This window comes from Hymenobacter wooponensis, from assembly GCF_004745865.1.
In the GTDB taxonomy this organism is placed as follows: domain Bacteria; phylum Bacteroidota; class Bacteroidia; order Cytophagales; family Hymenobacteraceae; genus Hymenobacter; species Hymenobacter wooponensis.
Map to the genome: position 1 here is coordinate 290,190 of NZ_SRKZ01000002.1, position 19,629 is coordinate 309,818.

The following is a 19,629-nucleotide window of genomic DNA, read 5'->3' on the forward strand; positions in this document are numbered from 1 at the left end:
CTTGCAATAGATACTGGCCTACGGCTAGCTTATACACCGCATTTCACGCCTAACCCCATTTGTTTTGAAGTATAAACGGATTCTGCTAAAGCTGAGCGGCGAAGCGCTCATGGGTCAGCAACAGTACGGTATTGATGCCGATCGACTGATGCAGTACGCGGAGGAAATCAAGACGGCGGCGGCCACGGGCACCGAAATAGCCGTGGTTATTGGTGGTGGCAACATCTTCAGAGGCGTACAGGCAGAGGCATTTGGCTTAGACCGCGTGCAAGGCGATTACATGGGTATGCTGGCTACAGTCATCAACTCCATGGCTTTACAGAGTGCGCTGGAAAAGCTCAACGTGAACACCCGTTTACTTTCGGGAGTAACCATTCAGCGAGTTTGCGAGCCATATATCCGCCGCCGGGCCTTACGTCACTTAGAAAAGGGCCGCGTGGTTATTTTCGGAGCCGGCATTGGCTCGCCTTATTTTACTACCGATTCGGCGGCTTCCTTGCGAGCCATCGAGATTGAGGCAGATGTGGTGCTGAAAGGCACACGCGTAGATGGCATTTACACGGCGGACCCAGAGAAGGATGCAACGGCGGTGCGCTACCCAGACATTACGTTTGATGAGGTTATGGCAAAAAACCTCAACGTGATGGACATGACGGCCTTCACACTTTGCAAGGAGAATAACCTGCCGATTATTGTGTTCGACATGAACAAAGAAGGCAATTTGCAGCGTCTGATTGAGGGGGAGAAAGTAGGTACACTAGTGAGCATGAATGGCTCAGAAGCGCAACCGTCTTCTACACCCGGCACCCTGCAACCTGCTATATAAGCACAAGTCAATCAGTATGATGAAGTGAAAGTTGAGGTAAAGCGATAACCGTGGCCTAGACTTTCATTTCTCACTTTTCATTCCTTCACATATGGACGAAGAAATTAAGTTTTACCTCGACGAGGCTGAGGAATCAATGGGCAAAGCCTTGCAGCACACTGGCGTAGAACTAACGCGCATACGGGCGGGCAAGGCCTCGCCGGCTATGCTCGACTCGCTGCGGGTAGACTATTATGGCACCCCTACTCCCGTAGCACAGGTAGCCAACGTATCGGCACCAGATGCTCGTACGCTGTTTATTAAGCCCTGGGAGAAGAACATGATCAGCGAAATAGCCAAGGCTATTAAGAACAGCGACCTAGGCCTCAACCCACAGTCAGACGCAGAGGGAGTACGCCTGAATATTCCTGCCATGACAGAGGAACGTCGTCGGGAGCTAGTAAAACAGGCTAAGTCAGAGTCTGAAAGCGGCAAGGTGCGCATTCGCGGTATCCGGAAAGATGTGAATGACTCGTTGCGGAAGCTTCTGAAAGAAGGAGCATCAGAAGATGCTATTAAGGATGCCGAAGCCAAAGTGCAGAAAGCTACTGATGCTTACATCACTAAAGTAGATGATCTGCTAAGCAAGAAGGAAAGCGAGATCATGACTATCTGATTTGAGCTAACTTCAGTTCATAACAAAGCCCCGCACATTCTGAATGAGCGGGGCTTTTAGTTTAACTTCTACTATGTCTCTACTAGCCTAGCGCCAGAATCCACCTTGTTCAATCCGGGCCTCCACAGCATCAGGAACCAAATACCGGATAGACTTGTGCTCTCGCACGCAGTCCCGGATAAAGGTAGCCGAGATATCCAGCAGTGGAGCATCTACCACTTTTACTCCCGGATGCGCATTTACTGCAGTAACATCCACTCCTGGCCTAGGATAGACATATACCTCGTGCTCACTAAGGATACGCTCCGCCTCTTTCCATCGTGGCAGACCAGGTAAATTATCCTCACCCATCAGGAGCGCAAAATGATACAATGGGTAACGCCGGTGCAACTCATCGAGTGTGTCGATGGTATAGCTAGGCTTGGGCATCTCAAATTCAATGTTGAGAGCCTCCAATCGGGGGTTTCCTGCAATAGCCAATTGCACCAGTTCATAGCGGTGGGCCTCAGGAAGCAGCTCCTGGCCTACCTTGAATGGGCTCTGCGGCGACACAACTAACCACACCGCATCTAAGTCGGTGTGGGTAGCCATGTAGTTGGCTAAGATCAGGTGTCCAGTATGGATGGGATTGAAAGAGCCGAAGAGCAGCCCAACTTTCTTTTCCGAAGTGGGACTGTTCACAATATCTCTGACTCAGCCATTATGAACTTACGGATAAGCTGCTCTGCCTCATCAATAGCTCGATCCAAATCATCGTTTACAATAGTTACATCGAAACGATCTTCAAACGTTAGTTCAAAGTTGGCCTTGTAGAGACGAGAAGAAATGCTAGCAGCAGAATCGGTAGCGCGGTTGCGCAGACGCTGCTCCAGTATCTCTAATGATGGAGGTTTTACGAACACGGCCAAGGCACGGTCTTTGTAAAACTCCTTAATACTTAAACCGCCCTTAACATCTACGTCCAGCACGGCGTGGTGGCCTCCTTCCCAGATACGCTCAATTTCAGATTTGAGCGTTCCGTAGAAGGCACCTTCATACACTTCCTCCCATTCCACGAATTCATCGTGCCGGATTTTCTCCTGAAACTCCTGAACGGAGATGAAGTAATAGTCTTTACCGTTGGCTTCTGTCCGGCCGCGCTTGTCACGCGTACAAGCTGATATTGAGAAGCTTAGCTCTGGAATTCTTTCCAGTAGCCGATGAACAATAGTGGTCTTGCCGGCTCCGGAGGGAGCCGAAAAGGCGATGATTTTACCCTGCATGGGGTAAAATTAGGCCATTTCTGCCTGAACGCGCGCAAGAATTGCGTTAGGTAGCGAAGAAGGAGCGCCTTTGCGGCCTACATGCTGCGACAAGAAATCGATAAAAACACGCTGCTTATCGATGCTATCGAAACAAGGGGAACAATCTTCGGCATGATTTACGAAGTAATCTTCGTCCTCCGCCGTGGGCTCCTGGCCTACGATAATTTGGTCGAGTATTGTATTCACGCGTTCACAGTCGGGGGCATTGGACGTGGCCCCGCTCTGGTTGGTTTTTGTAGAAGTAGTTTCCATAGCTGTTTCCTGGCAGGAGTTTATTCGGTGTCTTCTAAATCGGTTTCTTCGCCGTCTTCGGAGCCGTAGCCCATCGACTTAGCGTATCTTTCAAGCTTGTCCTTCAGGAAATTACGCGCCCGGTGTAGGCGGGAGCGCACCGTCCCAATGGGAATATCAAGTACTTTGGCCATTTCCTCGTACGTGAACCCTTCTAGATCACAGAGGATAATGACAGTACGAAAATCCACGGGTAGCGAGTTGAGTGCGCTGGCCACTTCGTCGCCGATGAGGTCGCGCACGGCTTGCTGCCGCATGTCAGAAGAAGTGCTGCCGGCGTCGCCTTCGGCTTCCACGTCTTCTGAGTTGTAGTACCCTTCGATTTCGCTGTAGTCAACCTTAGCAGGCTGCTTACTTTTTTTGCGAAAATCGTTGATGAACGAATTTTTCAGGATGCGAAACAGCCACGCTTTGGCGTTTGTTCCTTGCTCGAAGTACTCAAAGAAGCGATATGCTTTCAGATAAGTTTCCTGTACGAGGTCATTTGCGTCATCTTCGTCGAGCGTAAGTCGAAATGCGAAGTTGTATAGCGAATCGAGCACAGGCATGAGTTCGGCCTGAAAACGCCGGTCTTTTTCCTCTTTGCTCAGTTTGGGAACCCGTTCGGGAGAGTCGCTCATAAACGCTGAAATTGCGGCTGAATATTGAAAAAATACTGCCGATAGACAAATGATGTTACGGATTATACCGTAGGAAGGGCGGAAGGTTTTAGCGTTTCAGCTTCTTGACTAACACGGCGTTCGGTGGCCACCACGATAAACCCGTAGAGAAACACGAACAAATTGAAGCCAATCTGTAATTCAAGCAGCGAATCTACCAGCATAGCGGTAGCTTCCATCAACAGGAAGTGATACACGTACGGATTGCGCCGCAGGCTAGGTTGCATAAATGGCCCAAATAGCACCAGCAGCCACAAACATAGGCCTACTATTCCACCACCTAGTAGTTGATGGAGGTACTGATTATGAACCATTACGCGGTTTTCAGGCCGAAGGCCAAAATCCTTCCAACTGTACTGATCCATCATTGCTACATACGCATCAGCGGACCCTACTCCAAGCCACGGTTGGGCTTCTGAAATGGTAAGGGCAGTTTGCCAAGCAGCTATCCGGCGAGAGAGGGAGTACTCGTTGATATCATGTCCGAGTTGAATTTGTTGGACATCCCAGATGGTAGCATCCATTCGTTGATGTACAGAACCTAAGGTGTGATAGGCTATCCAAGGAGCTGCTACAAGCAAGAGTAGTACCCCTAGGCCTAGCAGCAAACGCCGCCGCATTATAAGATGCAGGGCATCGAGCACCGCCATTACGTAAAACACCAGCAACCCTGTGCGGTAGGCCAGTAGGTGCAGGGTCAAAACGCACAAGCTTGCGGCCAACAGGAGCCCCAGACGTAAGGCCGGAGCGACAAGGGCATTCCGGCGCAACAAGAGGGCAAAGAAGGCCGCTAATGCTAGCATTAGGCCGAAATGAATATGAAAAATGCCCGTTACGGATGACAAGCTTTGCCCTAATCCGAAGGCTTTATTTGCTGCTGCCGGATCTAGGAAGTATTGGCCTAGAGTGGCTAACCCTATAAGCACAGTACCGCCAACATACAGAAGGCCTATTCCAAATCGTTGCCGTTGGGAAAGTGGTACGGCTACGCCGAAAGCCAGTGGTACGCCAAGCCAAGGCAGTAAGCGAAATGTTTCGTGGCGCCATACGCCCCATTGTTCAGTGTAGAAACCACTTAATAGTAATAGATAATACAGCGCCGCAGGTGCCCAGACAGTGCGTAGCCGTAACCACTGGCCTAGCGCCCGCCCTAGCGCTGGGTTAGCAAGAGCAGCTATCACGCCCGTTACCGGGCTAAGCGCTACCAACGCCCGAGATGCAAGGAGGCCTGCGACGCCCGCGGCACACGCTAGCAGCAGCAGATGCTGTGATAACAGCCCAGAATGCCACCAGGAGTACCACCATGGTTCGCGTGAAGAGGCGTTTGTAGTCTGGGCGCCCATTCAGCTAACAACAGTAGATGCAACCGGCGCCATTGGTAAGGCCTGCCACGTCTGGATACGAGCTACTACCTGTATTGGCTCTAGCGCCTTGATACAAGTACACATAGCCGGCTGCTTGCGGCAATCCTGGCAGTTAGGCTTATCAAATACTAAATACTCAGCGTGAGGCCCTAGGGGAGCCCAGCGGCCGGGGTGCATGGGGCGAATAGGTGGATACAGGCCTAGCGCCTGCCGGCCTAGCGCGGCGGCCAAATGCAGAGGACCGGTACTACCCGCTACAAGACCATCAGTGGCACCAATAAACGCGATAAGCTGGGGTAATCTGAGTTGCCCGGTCAAGTCAGCGGCTAGGAAGTGTTGGTGTTGCTGAAGCCAGTCACGCAGTTCCTCCCCTTCGGCGGCGGTACCTGTTACGAACACGCGGTGCCCTGCTTTATGCAGCAACCGGGCTAGGGTACCGAAATGTGGCAGCCCCCACTCACGGGCACTACCTCGACTGCGTGGGTGAAGTACCACGTTTAATTGCTTGGGTTGCCGAGCAGCCAGCAATTTTTGGAGATGCTCCGGTAGAGCCACTGTAGCCTGTAAGCAAACCAAAGCAGCTGTTTCTGGCAGCGGCAACACGGTTGCCTGGCCAAGTGGCTCCAGCAATTGCAGGTTAAGCTGAGCTTCGTGCAGCGGTGAATGGCGACGACTCAAGGCAACTAGACGGTTGCACGTTAGCCAGTGAAATAGGCGGTTGCGTGTGCCAATGCGCACTGGTATTGCAGCCTTGCGAGCCAACCTAGCAAGTAGCTTGTTGGGGAAGATGTGCAACATAGCGTAGGCCTGTTGGCTACGCAACAGCGCCACCTGCGACGCCACTGGTAATACTAACAGCTCATCATAATTCAGAAAATCATCTACCCACGGGCAAGCCTCGGCTACTGCTTGTGTGTATGTGCGCCCAAGCAAGACCACCCGACAGCCCGGATAGAGCTGCTTAAGGCGCCCAGCTACTGGTAGGGTAAGCACGACGTCGCCAATAGCATCGGTGCGGCTGATGAGAAATGTCTTCATGCGGCAGCTTTGGTTTTAAGCTTGGCGAATTTTAGAAATACGCCCCAGGCCGAGATAGTAGCAATACTCAGCCCTGCAAAGCCATCAAGAAAGCCGAGCCGAAAGAAGTAGCCGTGCACAAATTTCCACCAAGGCTTCAGTAGTAAATGGAAAAGCGAAACCCGACGCTTACCCCGCAGCCATAGCTCGTCGGCTGCTATGCTAGTGAAGCGGTTAAGCTGCTGTACGTGCTGCTCAACGGAATCGTAAGAGTAGTGCAAGGCATCGCCAGTGAGTACTCCTACGGACTGGCCTGGCGCTACCTCGTAGCGCTCATGTAGAAGCAGGCCCTCCCACTGGCCTAGCCGGCGGTCATAAAGGCGGAGCTTGCGGTCGGGATACCAGCCCCCGTGGCGCACCCAAGAGCCGCAGTAATTAGTAAGGCGGGCCAGAGTGTAGCCGGCACCTTGCCAATTTTGCTTGGCAGCGAGAATACTTTGGCGGAGCTCTGCTGTGAGAACTTCATCAGCATCAAGCTGTAGGACATGGTTGTGCGTGGCCTGCGCGGTGGCATAATTCTTCTGCTGTACATAGCCCTCAAAAGCGTGTTGAACCACCCGTGCGCCTAACTGCTGACTGATGGACACGGTATCGTCGGTAGAAAAAGAATCCACTACCACTACTTCGTCGGCTACACCACGCGCAGCCTCTAGGCAGCGGGCAATGTTGCGTTCTTCATTGTAGGTGATGATGACGACGGATAACGAAACAGCGGGCATACAGGGGCAAATATCCGCAATTTGGCTGCTAATCGGCTTCGGGATTTACAGGCATACCTCCACTACCGTTCATAGAAGGTTACATTTTGCCTGCAACTAGCATGAACAGAAGATGTAGGCCACTTCAAATCAAACGGATATGGGTTTCTCTCGCGCTTCTGCTTTTCTCGGTTTAGCCTTACTAGGCCTGCTTAGCTGCGAGAGCCCAAGTGCTACATTCAATGCCTTCCCGATCCAGCAGCCTCAAAATCTGGAAAAGAAGCTCGGCTCGCGAGTCTGCCTTATCTCAGCACAGGACACGTTGAATTTGCAAGTTCAGTATGATCCCGTATCAAAGCGCAACACCTTCACTCAATCAGGTACCCAAGACACTTTACTGAGTGCCTGGGCGCTGCATCATAAGCAGCTGTATTATTTAGTAGAGCCCCACACGAATACTACGTACTGGGTTCATGCCGTACGCATCCGCAGTAACGAGGTGCAGGGCTTGGCTACCGGCTGGCAGCAAATGATGGATTTGTCGAAAGTGGTGAAGCGGGGCACCTTCCCGGAGCTAGTCCAGTACCAAAGCTCCACTAATGATTCCATTCAACTGCGGTTTAATGTGCGGCAACTCCGCGAGTTCTATTCCGCTGAGATTGATAGCTTTCCAGTGTACCGGTTCGCTTCTACTGTGGCCGGCGGCTCCTTACCTCCTACTCTGGCGGCTCCGGCACTTTATCCGAACCCTGCTCAGCAGTATGCTACATTAAGCTTCGCCGCGGCAGGTAAGCGAACAGTACAACTGTTTACGACTAGCGGCCAGTGCCTGTACCGTACCGAAACAGATGCTGCTACACTTACCCTGCCCGTAGCGCAGTTACCGGCAGGCCAGTATACAGTTAGAGCCAGTGGCCTAGCAGACCAGAAACCTACCAATCTGCAATTGCTCATCAGTCGGTAAACAACTCAACAGACACCAATTAATTAACCCCAACGTGCTTCGTATGGATGAGCAGCTAAGGAAGAGTTCAATAATATATTCTGGCTAATCGTACGTGAGTTAGCTTAAGAGCGCTTAAGCTGGTTTTGCAATTCCCAAGGATGAAATAGCTTCCGCGCTTCTTTTTGCATCTAGCTCATTTGGCAACTCATGCACGAAAGGCGGCGCGATAACTGAACAAATTACCGTTTGGGCAAAGGGCTCCGTGAACCGTTGTTCTACTTTGAAACCAGCAGTTATCAACAAAGACTCTAGGCAACTGGGAGTCAATCCCCAAAACCAGTTTCCGTATCCTTCCTCTGGCTCAAAACCATTCGTAATACCCACCTGATTTAAGAGCCCTAAGCTAGATAGGTTCCAAAGCTTACGTTGTTCCGCAGAGAGCATAGGAAAGTAGACGGCCGCGTTGGGCAGGCCCTTTACTTCAGGAATGGTAGAGGTTCGCAGAATGAGCGTTTTGCTACAGACCTTCCGTAAAGCTACCAGCAAGTCAAAAGGGCTAGGATGATGATACAGAACGCCAGCGCAAAAGACGACCTCAATGCTACCTACTTCCGTGAGTGTTGCCTGAGTACCAATATCGCCCAACACAAACTCTACTGAAGAGTTTCGCTCCCGCTTCTTGGCTTCAAACTCAGGGGTAGGGCCAAACACGTCTACTCCTTTTACAGCCGTGGCCCCTGCTTCCTCCGCGAGGAAAGCATACTCTCCATTAACGCCCCACATACAGCCAATATCAGCGAAGGTGTGCCCTTTCGCATACTGGCGTATGAGCGTAGGTATCTCTGAGTAGTTCCCTACTTTTTTACCACGCCAGACATTCCAATACCGCCAAAACAGATTGAATCTTGGGCGCTTCAGCAATCTGACTTTCCAGACGTAGCTTATCATAGATGCATTCTTGTATAAATTCCAAAAGATTGTTCTTGATAGAGAGGGAAGTCATCCATGAACAAGCAAAAGCAAGCCCCAGATTACTTTTCACCTCATCCAAATATGTACTCCTAGCAGTAAATACTTCTACTAGTGACCATGTCGATAAAGCCTGCTTAAATAGGGAAAACGCAGGTTTAATAGCAAACTTTATATATAAAATATAAATATATTCACTACACCTACTAAGTATAATGCCCAAGCTCTCAATTTGGCTTTAGGATGATGTGCATAGTTAAAGCCTACTCAACTTTATAGATAATGTCTTACTTGAGCAAAAGAGAGGAACGCGTGGTGCTATGCCATCGCGCGTTTTCTTCTTCCTAGCTGCGTAACAACTAACAAAAAGCCCCGCTCTGCAGTAGAGCGGGGCTTTTTGTTACAAACTTTAAACTGGATGGCCTAGTAGCGGTACAGGTCCGACTTGAAAGGGCCCTCAACGGGCACGTTGATATAATCTGCTTGCTTAGGCTTCAGCTCGTCCAGCTCCACGCCAATTTTGGCGAGGTGCAGACGGGCCACCTTTTCGTCGAGGTGCTTGGGCAGAGTGTAGACTTTGTTCTCGTACTTGTCAGCATTCTGCCACAGCTCAAGCTGAGCCAGCGTCTGGTTAGTAAACGAGTTCGACATCACAAACGAGGGGTGGCCGGTAGCGCAGCCCAGGTTTACCAATCGACCTTCGGCGAGGATGATTACCTCTTTGCCATCGATATTGTAGATGTCAACCTGCGGCTTCACTGTGTCTTTAGTGTGGCCGTAGTTCTTATTCAGCCAAGCCATATCAATTTCATCGTCGAAGTGACCGATGTTGCAGACGATAGCCTTGTCCTTCAGCGCACGGAAGGCTTCCTCCGTGATGATGTCGCAGTTACCAGTAGCAGTTACCACGATATCGGCTTCCTTGATGGCATTAGCCATTTTCTTCACGGCGTAGCCATCCATAGCGGCCTGCAGTGCACAGATTGGGTCAATTTCCGTCACGATAACGCGGGCACCGGCACCACGCAACGAAGCGGCAGTACCTTTTCCTACGTCACCGTAGCCAGCTACAACGGCAATTTTGCCAGCCATCATCACGTCGGTTGCCCGGCGGATAGCGTCAACGGCCGACTCTTTGCAGCCATACTTGTTGTCGAACTTCGATTTGGTTACCGAGTCGTTCACGTTGAAGGCCGGCATGGGCAGGGTGCCGTTCTTCACGCGGTCTAGAAGGCGCAGAACCCCCGTGGTGGTTTCCTCCGACAATCCTTTGATGCCAGCAGCCAACTCAGGGAACTGGTTCAGCACCATATTGGTCAGGTCGCCACCGTCGTCGAGGATCATGTTCAGGGGCTCGCGCTTCTCCCCAAAGAACAGGGTCTGCTCGATGCACCAGTTGAATTCCTCCTCATTCATGCCTTTCCAAGCATATACCGGAATGCCGGCAGCCGCAATAGCAGCAGCAGCGTGATCCTGAGTCGAGAAGATATTGCATGAAGACCACGTAACGTCGGCACCCAGTGCAATCAGCGTTTCGATGAGCACAGCCGTTTGAATGGTCATGTGCAGGCAGCCAGCAATACGCGCGCCTTTCAGCGGCTGCGAGCTACCGAACTCCTCACGCAGGGACATCAGGCCGGGCATTTCAGCCTCTGCCAAACGAATTTCCTTGCGGCCCCACTCAGCGAGGCTCATGTCTTTTACTTTATACGGAACGTAGGCCGTGGTCTTGGTCTCAACCATAATGCAGAGAATATTTTCGAATCAACTACAAAGGTAGCTGATTTGTTAACCTTTTCCTTCTGCCATTGAAATACAAGCACTTAAACGCAAACAGCCCGCTCTACTAGAGAACGGGCTGTCTAATCACCTGAGGTTAGGCAACTTAGTTATTAGTAATAACAATGGCCTTTGTGCGTAGGTCAGTAGCTACGCTGGCACTCTTGATACCACGCACAAGCACAGTATAAATCTTGCCGGCTTCGTACGCTTTGGTGCCTGTACCAGAGCCAGAGCCGTCGCCAACGGTAACTTCCGTTGAAGCCGTTGCACCACTGCCCGTAGAGATAACCAAGTTGTACGTACTAGGTGTGATTTCTACAAAAGACGATGCCGTACCGAAGGCGACATTGGGAATGATATCCACAGTGCCAGTCAGGGCAGCTGGCTGAGCCAAGCTTACTGTATTTGGTGAGCCGAGGCCTAGGTGTACCAACCGAATCTTTGCTTTTCCGGCGGAAGGAGCCGTTAAATCGTCAGGAACTACTATTGCATCGGCAGAGCCGAGCGCAGTAGAAGGCGAGTACGCGAAAACAGAGTAGCTCTTATCTTTCTCGATTGTGGCCTGCTTGGTTGCTACCGTTTGGTTAGAGCTGGCATCGTTGATCTTCAATGATGGAGTACCGGTGTTTACAGTCACGTAGTTGCTAAGCTGCCCATAATCGAGTTGGCCCAGCTCTGTATCATTTGCTAGCACTTTTACTCGCGCATTAGCAGAGGGGGCAGCATGAATCAGCAGCACTTTACCTTGCTCGGGAGTCGGATCAGATTTATCGTCGGAGCAAGAGCTGAAAGCCAGCGCAGCCGGCAGGGCCGCGAGTAAAGCAGAGCGGCTGAGCAGGGAGGTCAGGGTTTTCATAGGATGGGACAGTTTGGTGAAAGAAATGCTGATAAAGATGCCGACTGAACGTAGGCCTATTGGCTTTTGTTGAGTTGGCTTGCAAACTTTTCTTCGACGGATTGCACCTTTTTCTCGGTGAGAGACTTAGGTAGCTGTGGTTTAGCCAACTACATTTGCTGACACGCTCCGATCTATGATGATTCCAAATTTTAGCACCTTGCGCCGCGCACTACTCCTATTGCCTCTTGCTTTCATTACATTTTTCGCCCACGCTCAGCAGTCGCCGAACACACTGATCCGCCTTAGCCCGGAGGACCAGGGACGGGGACTAAATGGGGTGCAGAAGAATTTTTTCTTTGCTACAGGCCTAGGTACCCCAAAAGATGATGATTACAAGAGCGCGGGCTTCTTCGGTCAGAAGCTACGTCCGTACTTAGCTGGCAACCCAGAAGCATTGCAGGAGCTCAACAACTACCGCCGTCAGAAGTGGTTGTTTTTGGCTGAGCGCCTGACGTTTGTAGGTGCCGTAGGCCTCTATGGTCAACAAGTACTCTCTGACCCTGAGGTGCAGCAATACCACAATAACACCCAGAAAGTAGCCGTAGGAGTGGCCGCCGTCAGCCTGCTGTCGAACATTTTTATTTCACGCCACACCAATGAGCACTTCCAGCGGGCTGTTGATGCGCATAACGCTGGTTTGCCCGCCGCCCGTACTGGCGCCCTGCAGATGCTGCGCCCTAGCACCGTAGGCCTAACGGCTAGCCGCTGGGGCCAGCCGCAAGTAGCACTGAGTTGGAACCTGCGCTAGAATTACTGGCGTTACGTATTTAGAAGACTTTTTAGGAGGAATCCGACAACTAACTTCCAGCTTCTGGTGGTCAGTTGTCGGATTCCTCCTTACGTTTGATAAACCTTTCTGCCTTAGATGCTGACTAAGGCTAGTGTTTTTTCGTAGGAACCCTACATGGAATACCCGCTGCCGGCAGCGGCCCGGCAATATGTTGCTGAGCATCTGCACGACGACCCCGCTCAACTGGCGCTACAGGCCCGCCGATACCCAGGCCTCCCCGTCCCGGACCTCGTGCGCCAGATTCAGGCGCGCCAGAAAGCCCGGGCGAAGCTGCCCGCTTGGGCCGCAAATCCTGACCTGATCTTTCCGCCCACTCTTTCAGTGGAGCAAGCCTCTTCTGCCCGCACCGCAGCGTATAAGGCTAGCCTAATTCAGGGGCAACGTCTTGCTGACCTTACGGGTGGTTTTGGTGTAGATTCTGCCCATTTTGCAGCCACTGTATCGGAGGTGCACTATGTGGAGCGGAATGCGGCCCTGGTAGATGTGGTACGGTATAACCTGCAGCAGTTAGGCATCGATAATGTGGTCTGCCACAACGAGGATGCGGTGCATTTTCTGCGCAACACCACGGAGCATTTTGATTGGCTCTACCTTGACCCCGCTCGGCGCGATACCGCTGCCCGCAAGATTTTCCGTCTGCAGGATTGCGAGCCGGACGTGTTGCGCATCATGCCCCTGCTGCTGCAGAAGAGCCGGAGCGTGCTGCTCAAAACCTCACCTATGCTCGATATTGAGCAGGCTCTCCAGGAACTTCGCCACGTACGTCGGCTGTGGGTACTAGCCGTTGATAACGAGTGCAAGGAGGTATTGTATGAGCTAGGCCCCGAGCCTGCCGTAGACCCTGAACGTTTCACGGTTAACCTGCTGAGAAATGGTCAGCAGCAAGAATTCAGGCTAAACCGAGCCCGCGAAGGCCGTGCCATTGCTCGCTATGCCCTGCCGCAGCAGTACCTCTATGAGCCGAATGTAGCAGTGCTCAAAGCAGGCGGTTTCCGCAGCGTCGGGACGGCTTTTGAGATGCTGAAGCTCCATCAGCACAGCCACCTCTATACGTCTGATATCTTGCGCCCAGAGTTTCCGGGCCGAATTTTCCGGATTAAGGCGGCCGAAAAATATGATGCTACAGCCTTACGGGCTCACTTAGGCCCTGAGGCCCGTGCCCACGTTACCACCCGTAACTTCCCCGATACTGTAGCGGAGTTCCGCCATCGTACCGGCATCCGCGAAGGCGGCGACTTATATCTTTTTGCCACCACCAATCTAGAAGGCAAGCTGATGGTGCTTGTCTGCGAGAAACTGTAAAGAGGCCTAGGCCATCATATTTATCTACTGAAAAGCCCTTACTTCTGATGCAGAAGTAAGGGCTTTTCAGTAGATACAGCTGCTCAATTGGCAAAAGGGATAGTATTCACCCTTGGCTTAATTCGCTGTTAACTATCTATAGTGATTACCTAGGCCACTCTACCCAGGCACTGCATTACCGTGCGGGGCTTACCCACTTGCTTCCCTTAAGGCGGAAGCGCCACGGAAGCGACACGTCTTCGCCGGCATAATCAATACCTACTCTAGGAGAGGCTATTATATCTTCGAAAGCTACGGTTTCGCTTCTATCTTCCATCCAAATTAGATCGGCGGTAAGGTCGGTACCGTAGTGCGCAGTGGTGATGCCGAGGGCTTGGGTTAGTAAGCCTGGGCCAGCAGTAAGGTTGCGTTGCACGGTGCTTAGCCCGCGGCGAAGCAGCATCTCCGGAATTCCATCAGTAGGCTCTAGGCCTCTAATCAAGACCGCATCCGCTTTGCCCGCTTCATTAGTGATGATATTGAACAGGACATAGCGGCCGTAAATCAGGTAGGTGTAGGCCACTCCGCCGGGCTCGTACATGACTTTGGTACGGGCCGTATAGCGGCCCAGATGAGAGTGGCAGGCTTGGTCATTGATGTGGGCGTAGGCCTCGGTCTCAACAATGCGGCCGCCGGTCAGCACCCCATCAATCTGGGTAAACAGGTACTTCCCAATTAGCTCACGGGCAATTTCAACGGGATTGGAGCGGCGGTAAAACTCGAGGGGGATTTTCATAAAGGGCGTAAATGAACGGCACTGCACAACCTCTAGCGTCTCCGGCCGAAAAGCACTAAGGGCACACCATTGAATAAACTCCGGATACGGAGGAGCCGAAGCTTAGGCCACATTGCCTATCTTTGCGGCTGTAAAGGTGGCCGGACCCCAACTGCGGGGCGAGGCTTAAAAGGGAATCCGGTTTAAAGCCGGAGCTGTCCCCGCAACTGTACGCTTCTTTTACCAGGCGGTCATTCCCCCTGCCACTGTTTCGAGGAAAGCGGCTGCGCTCTGCAGGCGCCGGAGAAATGGGAAGGCGACCGACCCGAAGCAAGCCAGGAGACCTGCCTTTACATTTCCCAATGTTCAGCGCCTTCGGAGGAAGGGCGGAGAATGATTGCAGTGGCGGCGCTTCAGCGGCGCGGAATATTCATCTGTTTTCGGCCTCGGCCCAGGGAACCAGCGGTGCGGCACTTCGCCGGACGCAGGACGCTCAGGGTTTTGAACTGAATTTTTCGATTGCGAGAATTTAGTTCGGAAGATGCAAGTAGTTCACTATAGCCAGTTCTGGCGGCGAGCGGCCCCGGTAGCGGCGGCGGGTCTGTGCCTAGCAGCACTAGCCTTTCCAGCCGCGGCCCAGCAGCTGCTCCCCGATACGGTGCAGCAGCTGCCCTCAGTGCGGGTTACTGGCCTACGACTGGACCGCTTTGCGGTAGGCAGCCGCCGCCTGGTTTTAGATTCCCTTGCTCTTAACACCTACCAAACCGGTACGCTGGCCGATGTGCTAAGCGCCCGCACCACCCTGTACATCAAAAACTACGGGCCCGGCCAGCTTGCCTCCATTTCATTGCGAGGAACTACGGCCCGGCACACGGCTGTACTTTGGAACGGGTTTAACATCAACCTACCTTCCCTGGGTGAAGCTGATTTTGCCTTGTTGCCGGTTAGTGGGGCTACTCAAGTAGTTATTCAGCCCGGCCCGGCCAGCGCCACATACGGCAACGGAGCTGTGGGCGGCACCGTGCTACTGTCGGCGCCGGAGCGCTGGAATGCCGGCTGGCGCGGTTCAGCTCAGGCCGACTACGGTAGTTTTGGGCTGCGGGCGGGTAATTTAGAGGCTAGCTATAGCAATCAGAAGCTGGCCCTGCGCACTAGCCTGCTATACCGCCAAGCTGAAAATAATTTTGCCTATTACGAGCGAGCAGCAGCCGGCCGAGTACGGCGCGAGCAGGAAAACGCGGCACTTCGGCAAGCTAGCATCACGCAAGACCTAACGCTACGCCTGGGCCAGCGTAGTGAGCTAACGGCTGCCGTCTGGCTCACCGACGCCGACCGGCAGATTCAGCCGGGCATCGGCACCAACAACACCAATGCCCGCGAGCGGGACCAGAGTCGCCGCCTCACGGCAGGTTACCGTTATGTAGGCTCCCGCCACGAATGGGCAGCGCGGGTGGCGTGGTTCGAAGACGTTATCAACTACCGCGATGATGTAAGCGGCCTCAGCGAATCAACGGTGCATACAACCCAGGCCCAGGCCGAGCATACGTGGCGGCTGGCGCCTAATGCTTCCTTGCGGGCCGGGCTGGAAGCACAGCACTTCGCGGCCCAGGTAGATGGCTATGGCACTCGCCCGCGCACTGAAAACCGCTTCTCGGGCTTTGCGCTGCTACGCTACGACCCACGGCCCCGGCTACGCCTTTCCTTGAACGTACGCCAAGCAGTGCTGCCTGGCCAACAGCCCCCCCTCACTCCTACCATCGGCACTGAGTGGGTAGCCTGGCAAAACACCAGCCACGCCCTAAATCTCAAGGCCAGTGCCTCGCGCAGCTACCGGGCCCCAACACTCAATGAGCGGTATTGGCGCCCCGGCGGCAATCCCAATTTGCTGCCCGAGGAAAGTGTAGGCTACGAGGGTGGCCTAGTCCATGAGTTTACCCAAGCGCCCACCCACTTGCGCCTGCGCACTGAGCTGACAGCTTACCGCCAGTTGGTAGAGAATTGGGTGCAGTGGACGCCAGGAGCAGGCTACTGGTCACCGCGCAACCTGCGGCAGGTAAGGGCTCAGGGCCTAGAGGCCAGCACGCAGCTGGGCTGGGAGCCGGGGGCCTACCACCTCACGGCCCGCGCGTCTTACGCCCTTACTCAGTCGGAGAAAACCCAGGGTACGGCTGCCGATACCGACCCCACAGGCCGGCAACTGCCCTTTGTGCCCCGGCACGCAGCCGCCCTCAGCACCGACCACCTCTGGCGCGGCTGGCAGCTCAGCACCACGCTCACCTTTACCAGCTACCGCTACACCGATGCTTCCGCCACGCAGTTCCTGCCTTCTTATCTGCTGCTGAATGGGGCGGTGGGCCGCACCGTGGCGGTGGGGCCTACCTGGAAAGTGCTGGTGCTGGCTCAGGGCTATAACCTCACCAACCGCAGCTACCAAAGCTACCAGAACAGCGCTATGCCTCTGCGCAACGGCTCATTGAGCCTCCGACTACTGTGGCACTAATCTCTTCGTCATTTCTTTCTCAACCTTTACTTAGTATGAAGTCTTTTTCCGCCTTTACTGGCCTACCATTCCGCGTGCTACTAAGCAGTGCTGCCGCCCTTGCCCTGTTTAGCTGCGACCCGAATAATGACCCCACTCCCGAAGAAAAGCCCGTTGTGACCAGCAGCGTGTTTGTGGTAAATGAGGGCAACTTCCGCCGGGCCAACTCCGATATCAGTCTGTTCAGCAAAGCTACTAACCGGGTTACCAATGCTACCCTGTTCACTTCTGTAAATGGCCGGCCCCTCGGCGACGTGGCCCAGAGCATGGCCGTGCAGGACTCCCTGGGCTACATTGTGGTCAACAACAGCAATAAGCTAGAGGTGGTGTCGCTGGCTAAGTTTCGCTCGAAAGCTACCATTACTGGCCTGAAGCTGCCGCGCTATTTCGTAGCCGCCTCTTCAGATAAAGGCTATGTGACGGAAACAGTGGCCTACGGCGGCGACGGACAAGTGTCGGTTATTAACCTGAAGACTAACACCGTAACCAAATCTATTGCGGTAGGTGCGCAGCCCGAGCGCCTAACGGTGTCGGGCAACCGCCTGTACGTGACCAACAATGGTGGCAACACCGTAACGGTCATCAACACGGCTACCGACGCGGTGGAAGGCACCATTACGGTGGGCGACTCCCCAAACAGCGCCGTGACGGACCGCAACGGCAACGTGTGGGTGCTCAGTGGCGGTAAAGTGGTGTATAACGCCGACTACACAGCCATCGACTACTCTAAAACAACTAAGGGCAGCCTATCCCTAATTGTGCCTGGTCAGTTAACGGCCCAGACTCGGGAAGTAGAAACCAACACTAGCTCACCTAGCCGGCTAACCATTAATGGCCGCCGCGACCAGCTATACTACACCTACCGGGGCGGAGTGTACACGCTGGGCATCGGCGACGCAAACCTGCCCACTAACCCGCTCATCCGTCGGAGCTTCTACGGCCTGGGCGTCGACCCACAGGACAACACGATTTATGGCGGCATCGGCTCCTTCACAGCCAACGATAAGGTAATCCGTTACCAAAGCAACGGCGCAGCCATCGACTCATTCACGGTAGGCATCGGCCCGAATGGGTTTGTTTTCTATTAGTAGGAGCAAGATGAGAGGGCTGTAGCAACTATCCACAATTACCCACTCATCAACTATTTATAAATATCATATCAACTTATATCAATATCATACTTGAAACGCGAAATGGCCGGCTCCTTTTGGGGGCCGGCCATTTCGCGTTTCTTATCGGTTATCAGCAGCTATTTGAGCGGCTAGTTAATCAGCAATACCGTCGCGGTTGTGGTCTTGGGCATCACCAGAGGCCTCGTACTGCTGACGGCCAGTTGGGCGTGTATCCTCAGCGCCGCGCAAACCGGCGGTAGCTGAGTCAGAGGCGGTAGTGTGGCCCGGATCGGGGTCTTTTCTTTTGTAGTCGCCGCGCTCAACGTTGGTGTCACCTTTATCGGTGCCAGTGTCGCAGGCGGTAGTAAAAAGGGCTGAGGAAAGCAGCAGCGTAGCAGCCACTGAGCGAAGTGAAATGATGGTTTTCATGGTGTAGGGAACAGAAGCACGAAAAGGAGAAACTATTCTGCTGTACGGCTGACCTCGTTCGTGGTTTTTGCGTACAACCACTGCCTCTACGAAACAGCGCTGGGCTTACTGAGTTAGGAGAGAGTTACGGGGAGGCTACCGTTCTGTTTTATTCTATAAAACCACGACCATGACTACACGTTACCCCCACCCGCTGCCTCAGCGCGGCGACCCACCCAGCGTATTCCGCAATACGCCACGCAACTAATATATTTGCCGCCCCTCTTTGGGCTGCTTATGAACCGTACCTCCACCTGGTCTGTTACTACCAAACCGCTTCTGCGGCGGGCAGCTATCTTGGCTGCTACCAGCTTTGGGCTGGCTCTGCTGTTAGTGGCGTATTTGTTTGGGGTACAGGACCATTTCTTTGGCCGCCTGTTTGGCGCATTTTTCGTATTTTTCTGGCTGTTGGCTGTTACGTTTCTGGGCATTGTGCCTTTCGTGACCTGGGCAGCCGCCAGTTGGTTCGGGAACGCCTGGACCGAGGCCCCGCCGGCTCCCACTCGGCGTCCTCGCTCTGCCGCTGCCCCTTCTTCCACTCGTAAACCCACGCGGACCGCTACGCGGTTGGACTCAACTAAACACCCGTGAAAACGACGCTCCTCCACATCAAAAATATGGTTTGCCCACGCTGCATTGATGCCGTGCGCACCCTCCTCGAACAAGCTGGCTATCATGCCACCGATGTAAAGCTCGGTCAGGCGCAACTAGATCAAAGTACGCCCGTAGACCCCGCCTCGGTAGCTCCTATCCTGCGGGAAGCGGGCTTTGATGTGCTCCTGGGTCGTGCTGATCAGCTGACTGAACAGATTAAGGCCGCCCTGGTAGAATACTTGGAACACCTGCGCACGGCGCGCATGCCGCTTACCACATCGGCTTTCCTGACGGAGCGCTTTGCGGCTACTTACTCGCACCTTAGCAAGGTGTTCTCGCGCACGGCCAACCTTACAATTGAGAAATACCTCATTCGCCTGAAGATTGAGCGAGTGAAAGAGATGCTCAGCTACAACGAAATGACCCTGAGCGAAATAGCTGAGCACATGCGTTACAGCAGTGGCCAGCACCTCAGCAACCAGTTCCGGCAAGTAACGGGCCGCTCAGTAAGTGAATTCCGCCGCGACCTGATGCCCAAACGCCTCTCGCTAGATCAACTGGTGTAGGCTACTGCGCCGGGCACAACCTTGCACGTGCCCAG

General features: G+C 53.5%; 21 protein-coding genes and 1 riboswitch. Of the genes, 9 read left to right on the forward strand and 12 right to left on the reverse strand.

Annotated elements, in window-relative coordinates:
• The first annotated feature begins 64 nt into the window (after positions 1-64).
• Together pyrH and frr are read left to right on the forward strand one after the other, a co-directional pair.
• Positions 65-826 (forward strand): UMP kinase, encoded by a 762-nt coding sequence (gene pyrH, locus EU557_RS07475; RefSeq protein ID WP_135529773.1) that lies wholly within the window; start codon positions 65-67, stop codon positions 824-826.
• Positions 827-917: 91 nt separating this feature from the next.
• Entirely contained in the window at positions 918-1,481 is a 564-nt protein-coding gene (gene frr, locus EU557_RS07480) for a ribosome recycling factor (RefSeq protein WP_135529774.1), read from the forward strand.
• A gap of 87 nt (positions 1,482-1,568) precedes the next feature.
• Here frr and nadD read toward each other — a convergent pair whose 3' ends face one another.
• The 7 genes from nadD to EU557_RS07515 all read right to left on the reverse strand — a co-directional run bounded on the left by nadD (position 1,569) and on the right by EU557_RS07515 (position 6,895).
• Positions 1,569-2,162 (reverse strand): nicotinate (nicotinamide) nucleotide adenylyltransferase, encoded by a 594-nt coding sequence (nadD, locus tag EU557_RS07485; protein WP_135529775.1) that lies wholly within the window; start codon positions 2,160-2,162, stop codon positions 1,569-1,571.
• Entirely contained in the window at positions 2,159-2,743 is a 585-nt protein-coding gene (gene gmk / locus EU557_RS07490) for a guanylate kinase (RefSeq protein ID WP_135529776.1), read from the reverse strand. The genes nadD and gmk overlap by 4 nt, the downstream gene beginning before the upstream one ends.
• A 9-nt stretch (positions 2,744-2,752) precedes the next feature.
• Positions 2,753-3,037 carry a hypothetical protein gene (locus tag EU557_RS07495; RefSeq protein ID WP_135529777.1) on the reverse strand — a complete coding sequence of 95 codons (285 nt, stop codon included), beginning with the start codon at positions 3,035-3,037 and terminating at the stop codon, positions 2,753-2,755.
• A gap of 20 nt (positions 3,038-3,057) precedes the next feature.
• Positions 3,058-3,696 (reverse strand): sigma-70 family RNA polymerase sigma factor, encoded by a 639-nt coding sequence (locus EU557_RS07500; protein ID WP_135529778.1) that lies wholly within the window; start codon positions 3,694-3,696, stop codon positions 3,058-3,060.
• Between the two features lie 62 nt (positions 3,697-3,758).
• Positions 3,759-5,078, reverse strand: a complete 1,320-nt coding sequence (locus EU557_RS26030; protein WP_135529779.1) for an O-antigen ligase family protein — start codon at positions 5,076-5,078, stop codon at positions 3,759-3,761.
• Entirely contained in the window at positions 5,079-6,137 is a 1,059-nt protein-coding gene (locus EU557_RS07510) for a glycosyltransferase family 9 protein (protein WP_135529780.1), read from the reverse strand.
• Positions 6,134-6,895, reverse strand: coding sequence for a glycosyltransferase family 2 protein (locus tag EU557_RS07515; RefSeq protein ID WP_135529781.1), 762 nt, complete (start codon positions 6,893-6,895; stop codon positions 6,134-6,136). The genes EU557_RS07510 and EU557_RS07515 overlap by 4 nt, the downstream gene beginning before the upstream one ends.
• A gap of 139 nt (positions 6,896-7,034) precedes the next feature.
• Between EU557_RS07515 and EU557_RS07520 the strand changes: the two genes are divergently transcribed.
• The gene (locus tag EU557_RS07520; RefSeq protein WP_135529782.1) at positions 7,035-7,838 is read left to right on the forward strand and encodes a T9SS type A sorting domain-containing protein; all 804 of its coding nucleotides are present in this window, start codon (positions 7,035-7,037) and stop codon (positions 7,836-7,838) included.
• Between the two features lie 114 nt (positions 7,839-7,952).
• On the opposite strand, the gene EU557_RS07525 is transcribed toward EU557_RS07520, so the two are convergent.
• The 3 genes from EU557_RS07525 to EU557_RS07535 form a co-directional block, all read right to left on the reverse strand.
• Positions 7,953-8,768 carry a DUF1698 domain-containing protein gene (locus tag EU557_RS07525; protein WP_135529783.1) on the reverse strand — a complete coding sequence of 272 codons (816 nt, stop codon included), beginning with the start codon at positions 8,766-8,768 and terminating at the stop codon, positions 7,953-7,955.
• Between the two features lie 444 nt (positions 8,769-9,212).
• Entirely contained in the window at positions 9,213-10,532 is a 1,320-nt protein-coding gene (gene ahcY, locus EU557_RS07530; RefSeq protein ID WP_135529784.1) for an adenosylhomocysteinase, read from the reverse strand.
• Between the two features lie 142 nt (positions 10,533-10,674).
• On the reverse strand, positions 10,675-11,427 hold the full coding sequence (locus tag EU557_RS07535) for a DUF4397 domain-containing protein (protein WP_135529785.1): 753 nt from the start codon (positions 11,425-11,427) through the stop codon (positions 10,675-10,677).
• A 175-nt stretch (positions 11,428-11,602) separates the two neighbouring features.
• Here EU557_RS07535 and EU557_RS07540 point away from each other — a divergent pair, with 175 nt between their 5' ends.
• Positions 11,603-12,217, forward strand: a complete 615-nt coding sequence (locus EU557_RS07540; protein WP_135529786.1) for a hypothetical protein — start codon at positions 11,603-11,605, stop codon at positions 12,215-12,217.
• 156 nt (positions 12,218-12,373) lie between these two features.
• Entirely contained in the window at positions 12,374-13,561 is a 1,188-nt protein-coding gene (locus EU557_RS07545) for a class I SAM-dependent methyltransferase (protein WP_135529787.1), read from the forward strand.
• Between the two features lie 175 nt (positions 13,562-13,736).
• Here the strand turns inward: EU557_RS07545 and EU557_RS07550 are convergent, their stop codons facing one another.
• A complete protein-coding gene (locus tag EU557_RS07550; protein ID WP_135529788.1) occupies positions 13,737-14,336 on the reverse strand; it encodes a DNA-3-methyladenine glycosylase in 600 nt (199 codons plus the stop codon).
• A gap of 117 nt (positions 14,337-14,453) precedes the next feature.
• A riboswitch (cobalamin riboswitch) is annotated at positions 14,454-14,681 on the forward strand.
• Positions 14,682-14,856: 175 nt separating this feature from the next.
• Between EU557_RS07550 and EU557_RS07555 the strand changes: the two genes are divergently transcribed.
• Together EU557_RS07555 and EU557_RS07560 are read left to right on the forward strand one after the other, a co-directional pair.
• Positions 14,857-16,815 (forward strand): TonB-dependent receptor, encoded by a 1,959-nt coding sequence (locus tag EU557_RS07555; protein ID WP_135529789.1) that lies wholly within the window; start codon positions 14,857-14,859, stop codon positions 16,813-16,815.
• A 35-nt stretch (positions 16,816-16,850) separates the two neighbouring features.
• On the forward strand, positions 16,851-17,942 hold the full coding sequence (locus EU557_RS07560; RefSeq protein WP_135529790.1) for a beta-propeller fold lactonase family protein: 1,092 nt from the start codon (positions 16,851-16,853) through the stop codon (positions 17,940-17,942).
• 177 nt (positions 17,943-18,119) lie between these two features.
• Here the strand turns inward: EU557_RS07560 and EU557_RS07565 are convergent, their stop codons facing one another.
• The gene (locus EU557_RS07565; RefSeq protein ID WP_135529791.1) at positions 18,120-18,395 is read right to left on the reverse strand and encodes a hypothetical protein; all 276 of its coding nucleotides are present in this window, start codon (positions 18,393-18,395) and stop codon (positions 18,120-18,122) included.
• 276 nt (positions 18,396-18,671) lie between these two features.
• Here EU557_RS07565 and EU557_RS07570 point away from each other — a divergent pair, with 276 nt between their 5' ends.
• Positions 18,672-19,025 carry a hypothetical protein gene (locus EU557_RS07570; RefSeq protein WP_135529792.1) on the forward strand — a complete coding sequence of 118 codons (354 nt, stop codon included), beginning with the start codon at positions 18,672-18,674 and terminating at the stop codon, positions 19,023-19,025.
• Positions 19,022-19,594, forward strand: coding sequence for an AraC family transcriptional regulator (locus EU557_RS07575; RefSeq protein WP_135529793.1), 573 nt, complete (start codon positions 19,022-19,024; stop codon positions 19,592-19,594). Before EU557_RS07570 ends, EU557_RS07575 begins: the two co-directional genes overlap by 4 nt.
• Positions 19,595-19,629: the final 35 nt, after the last annotated feature.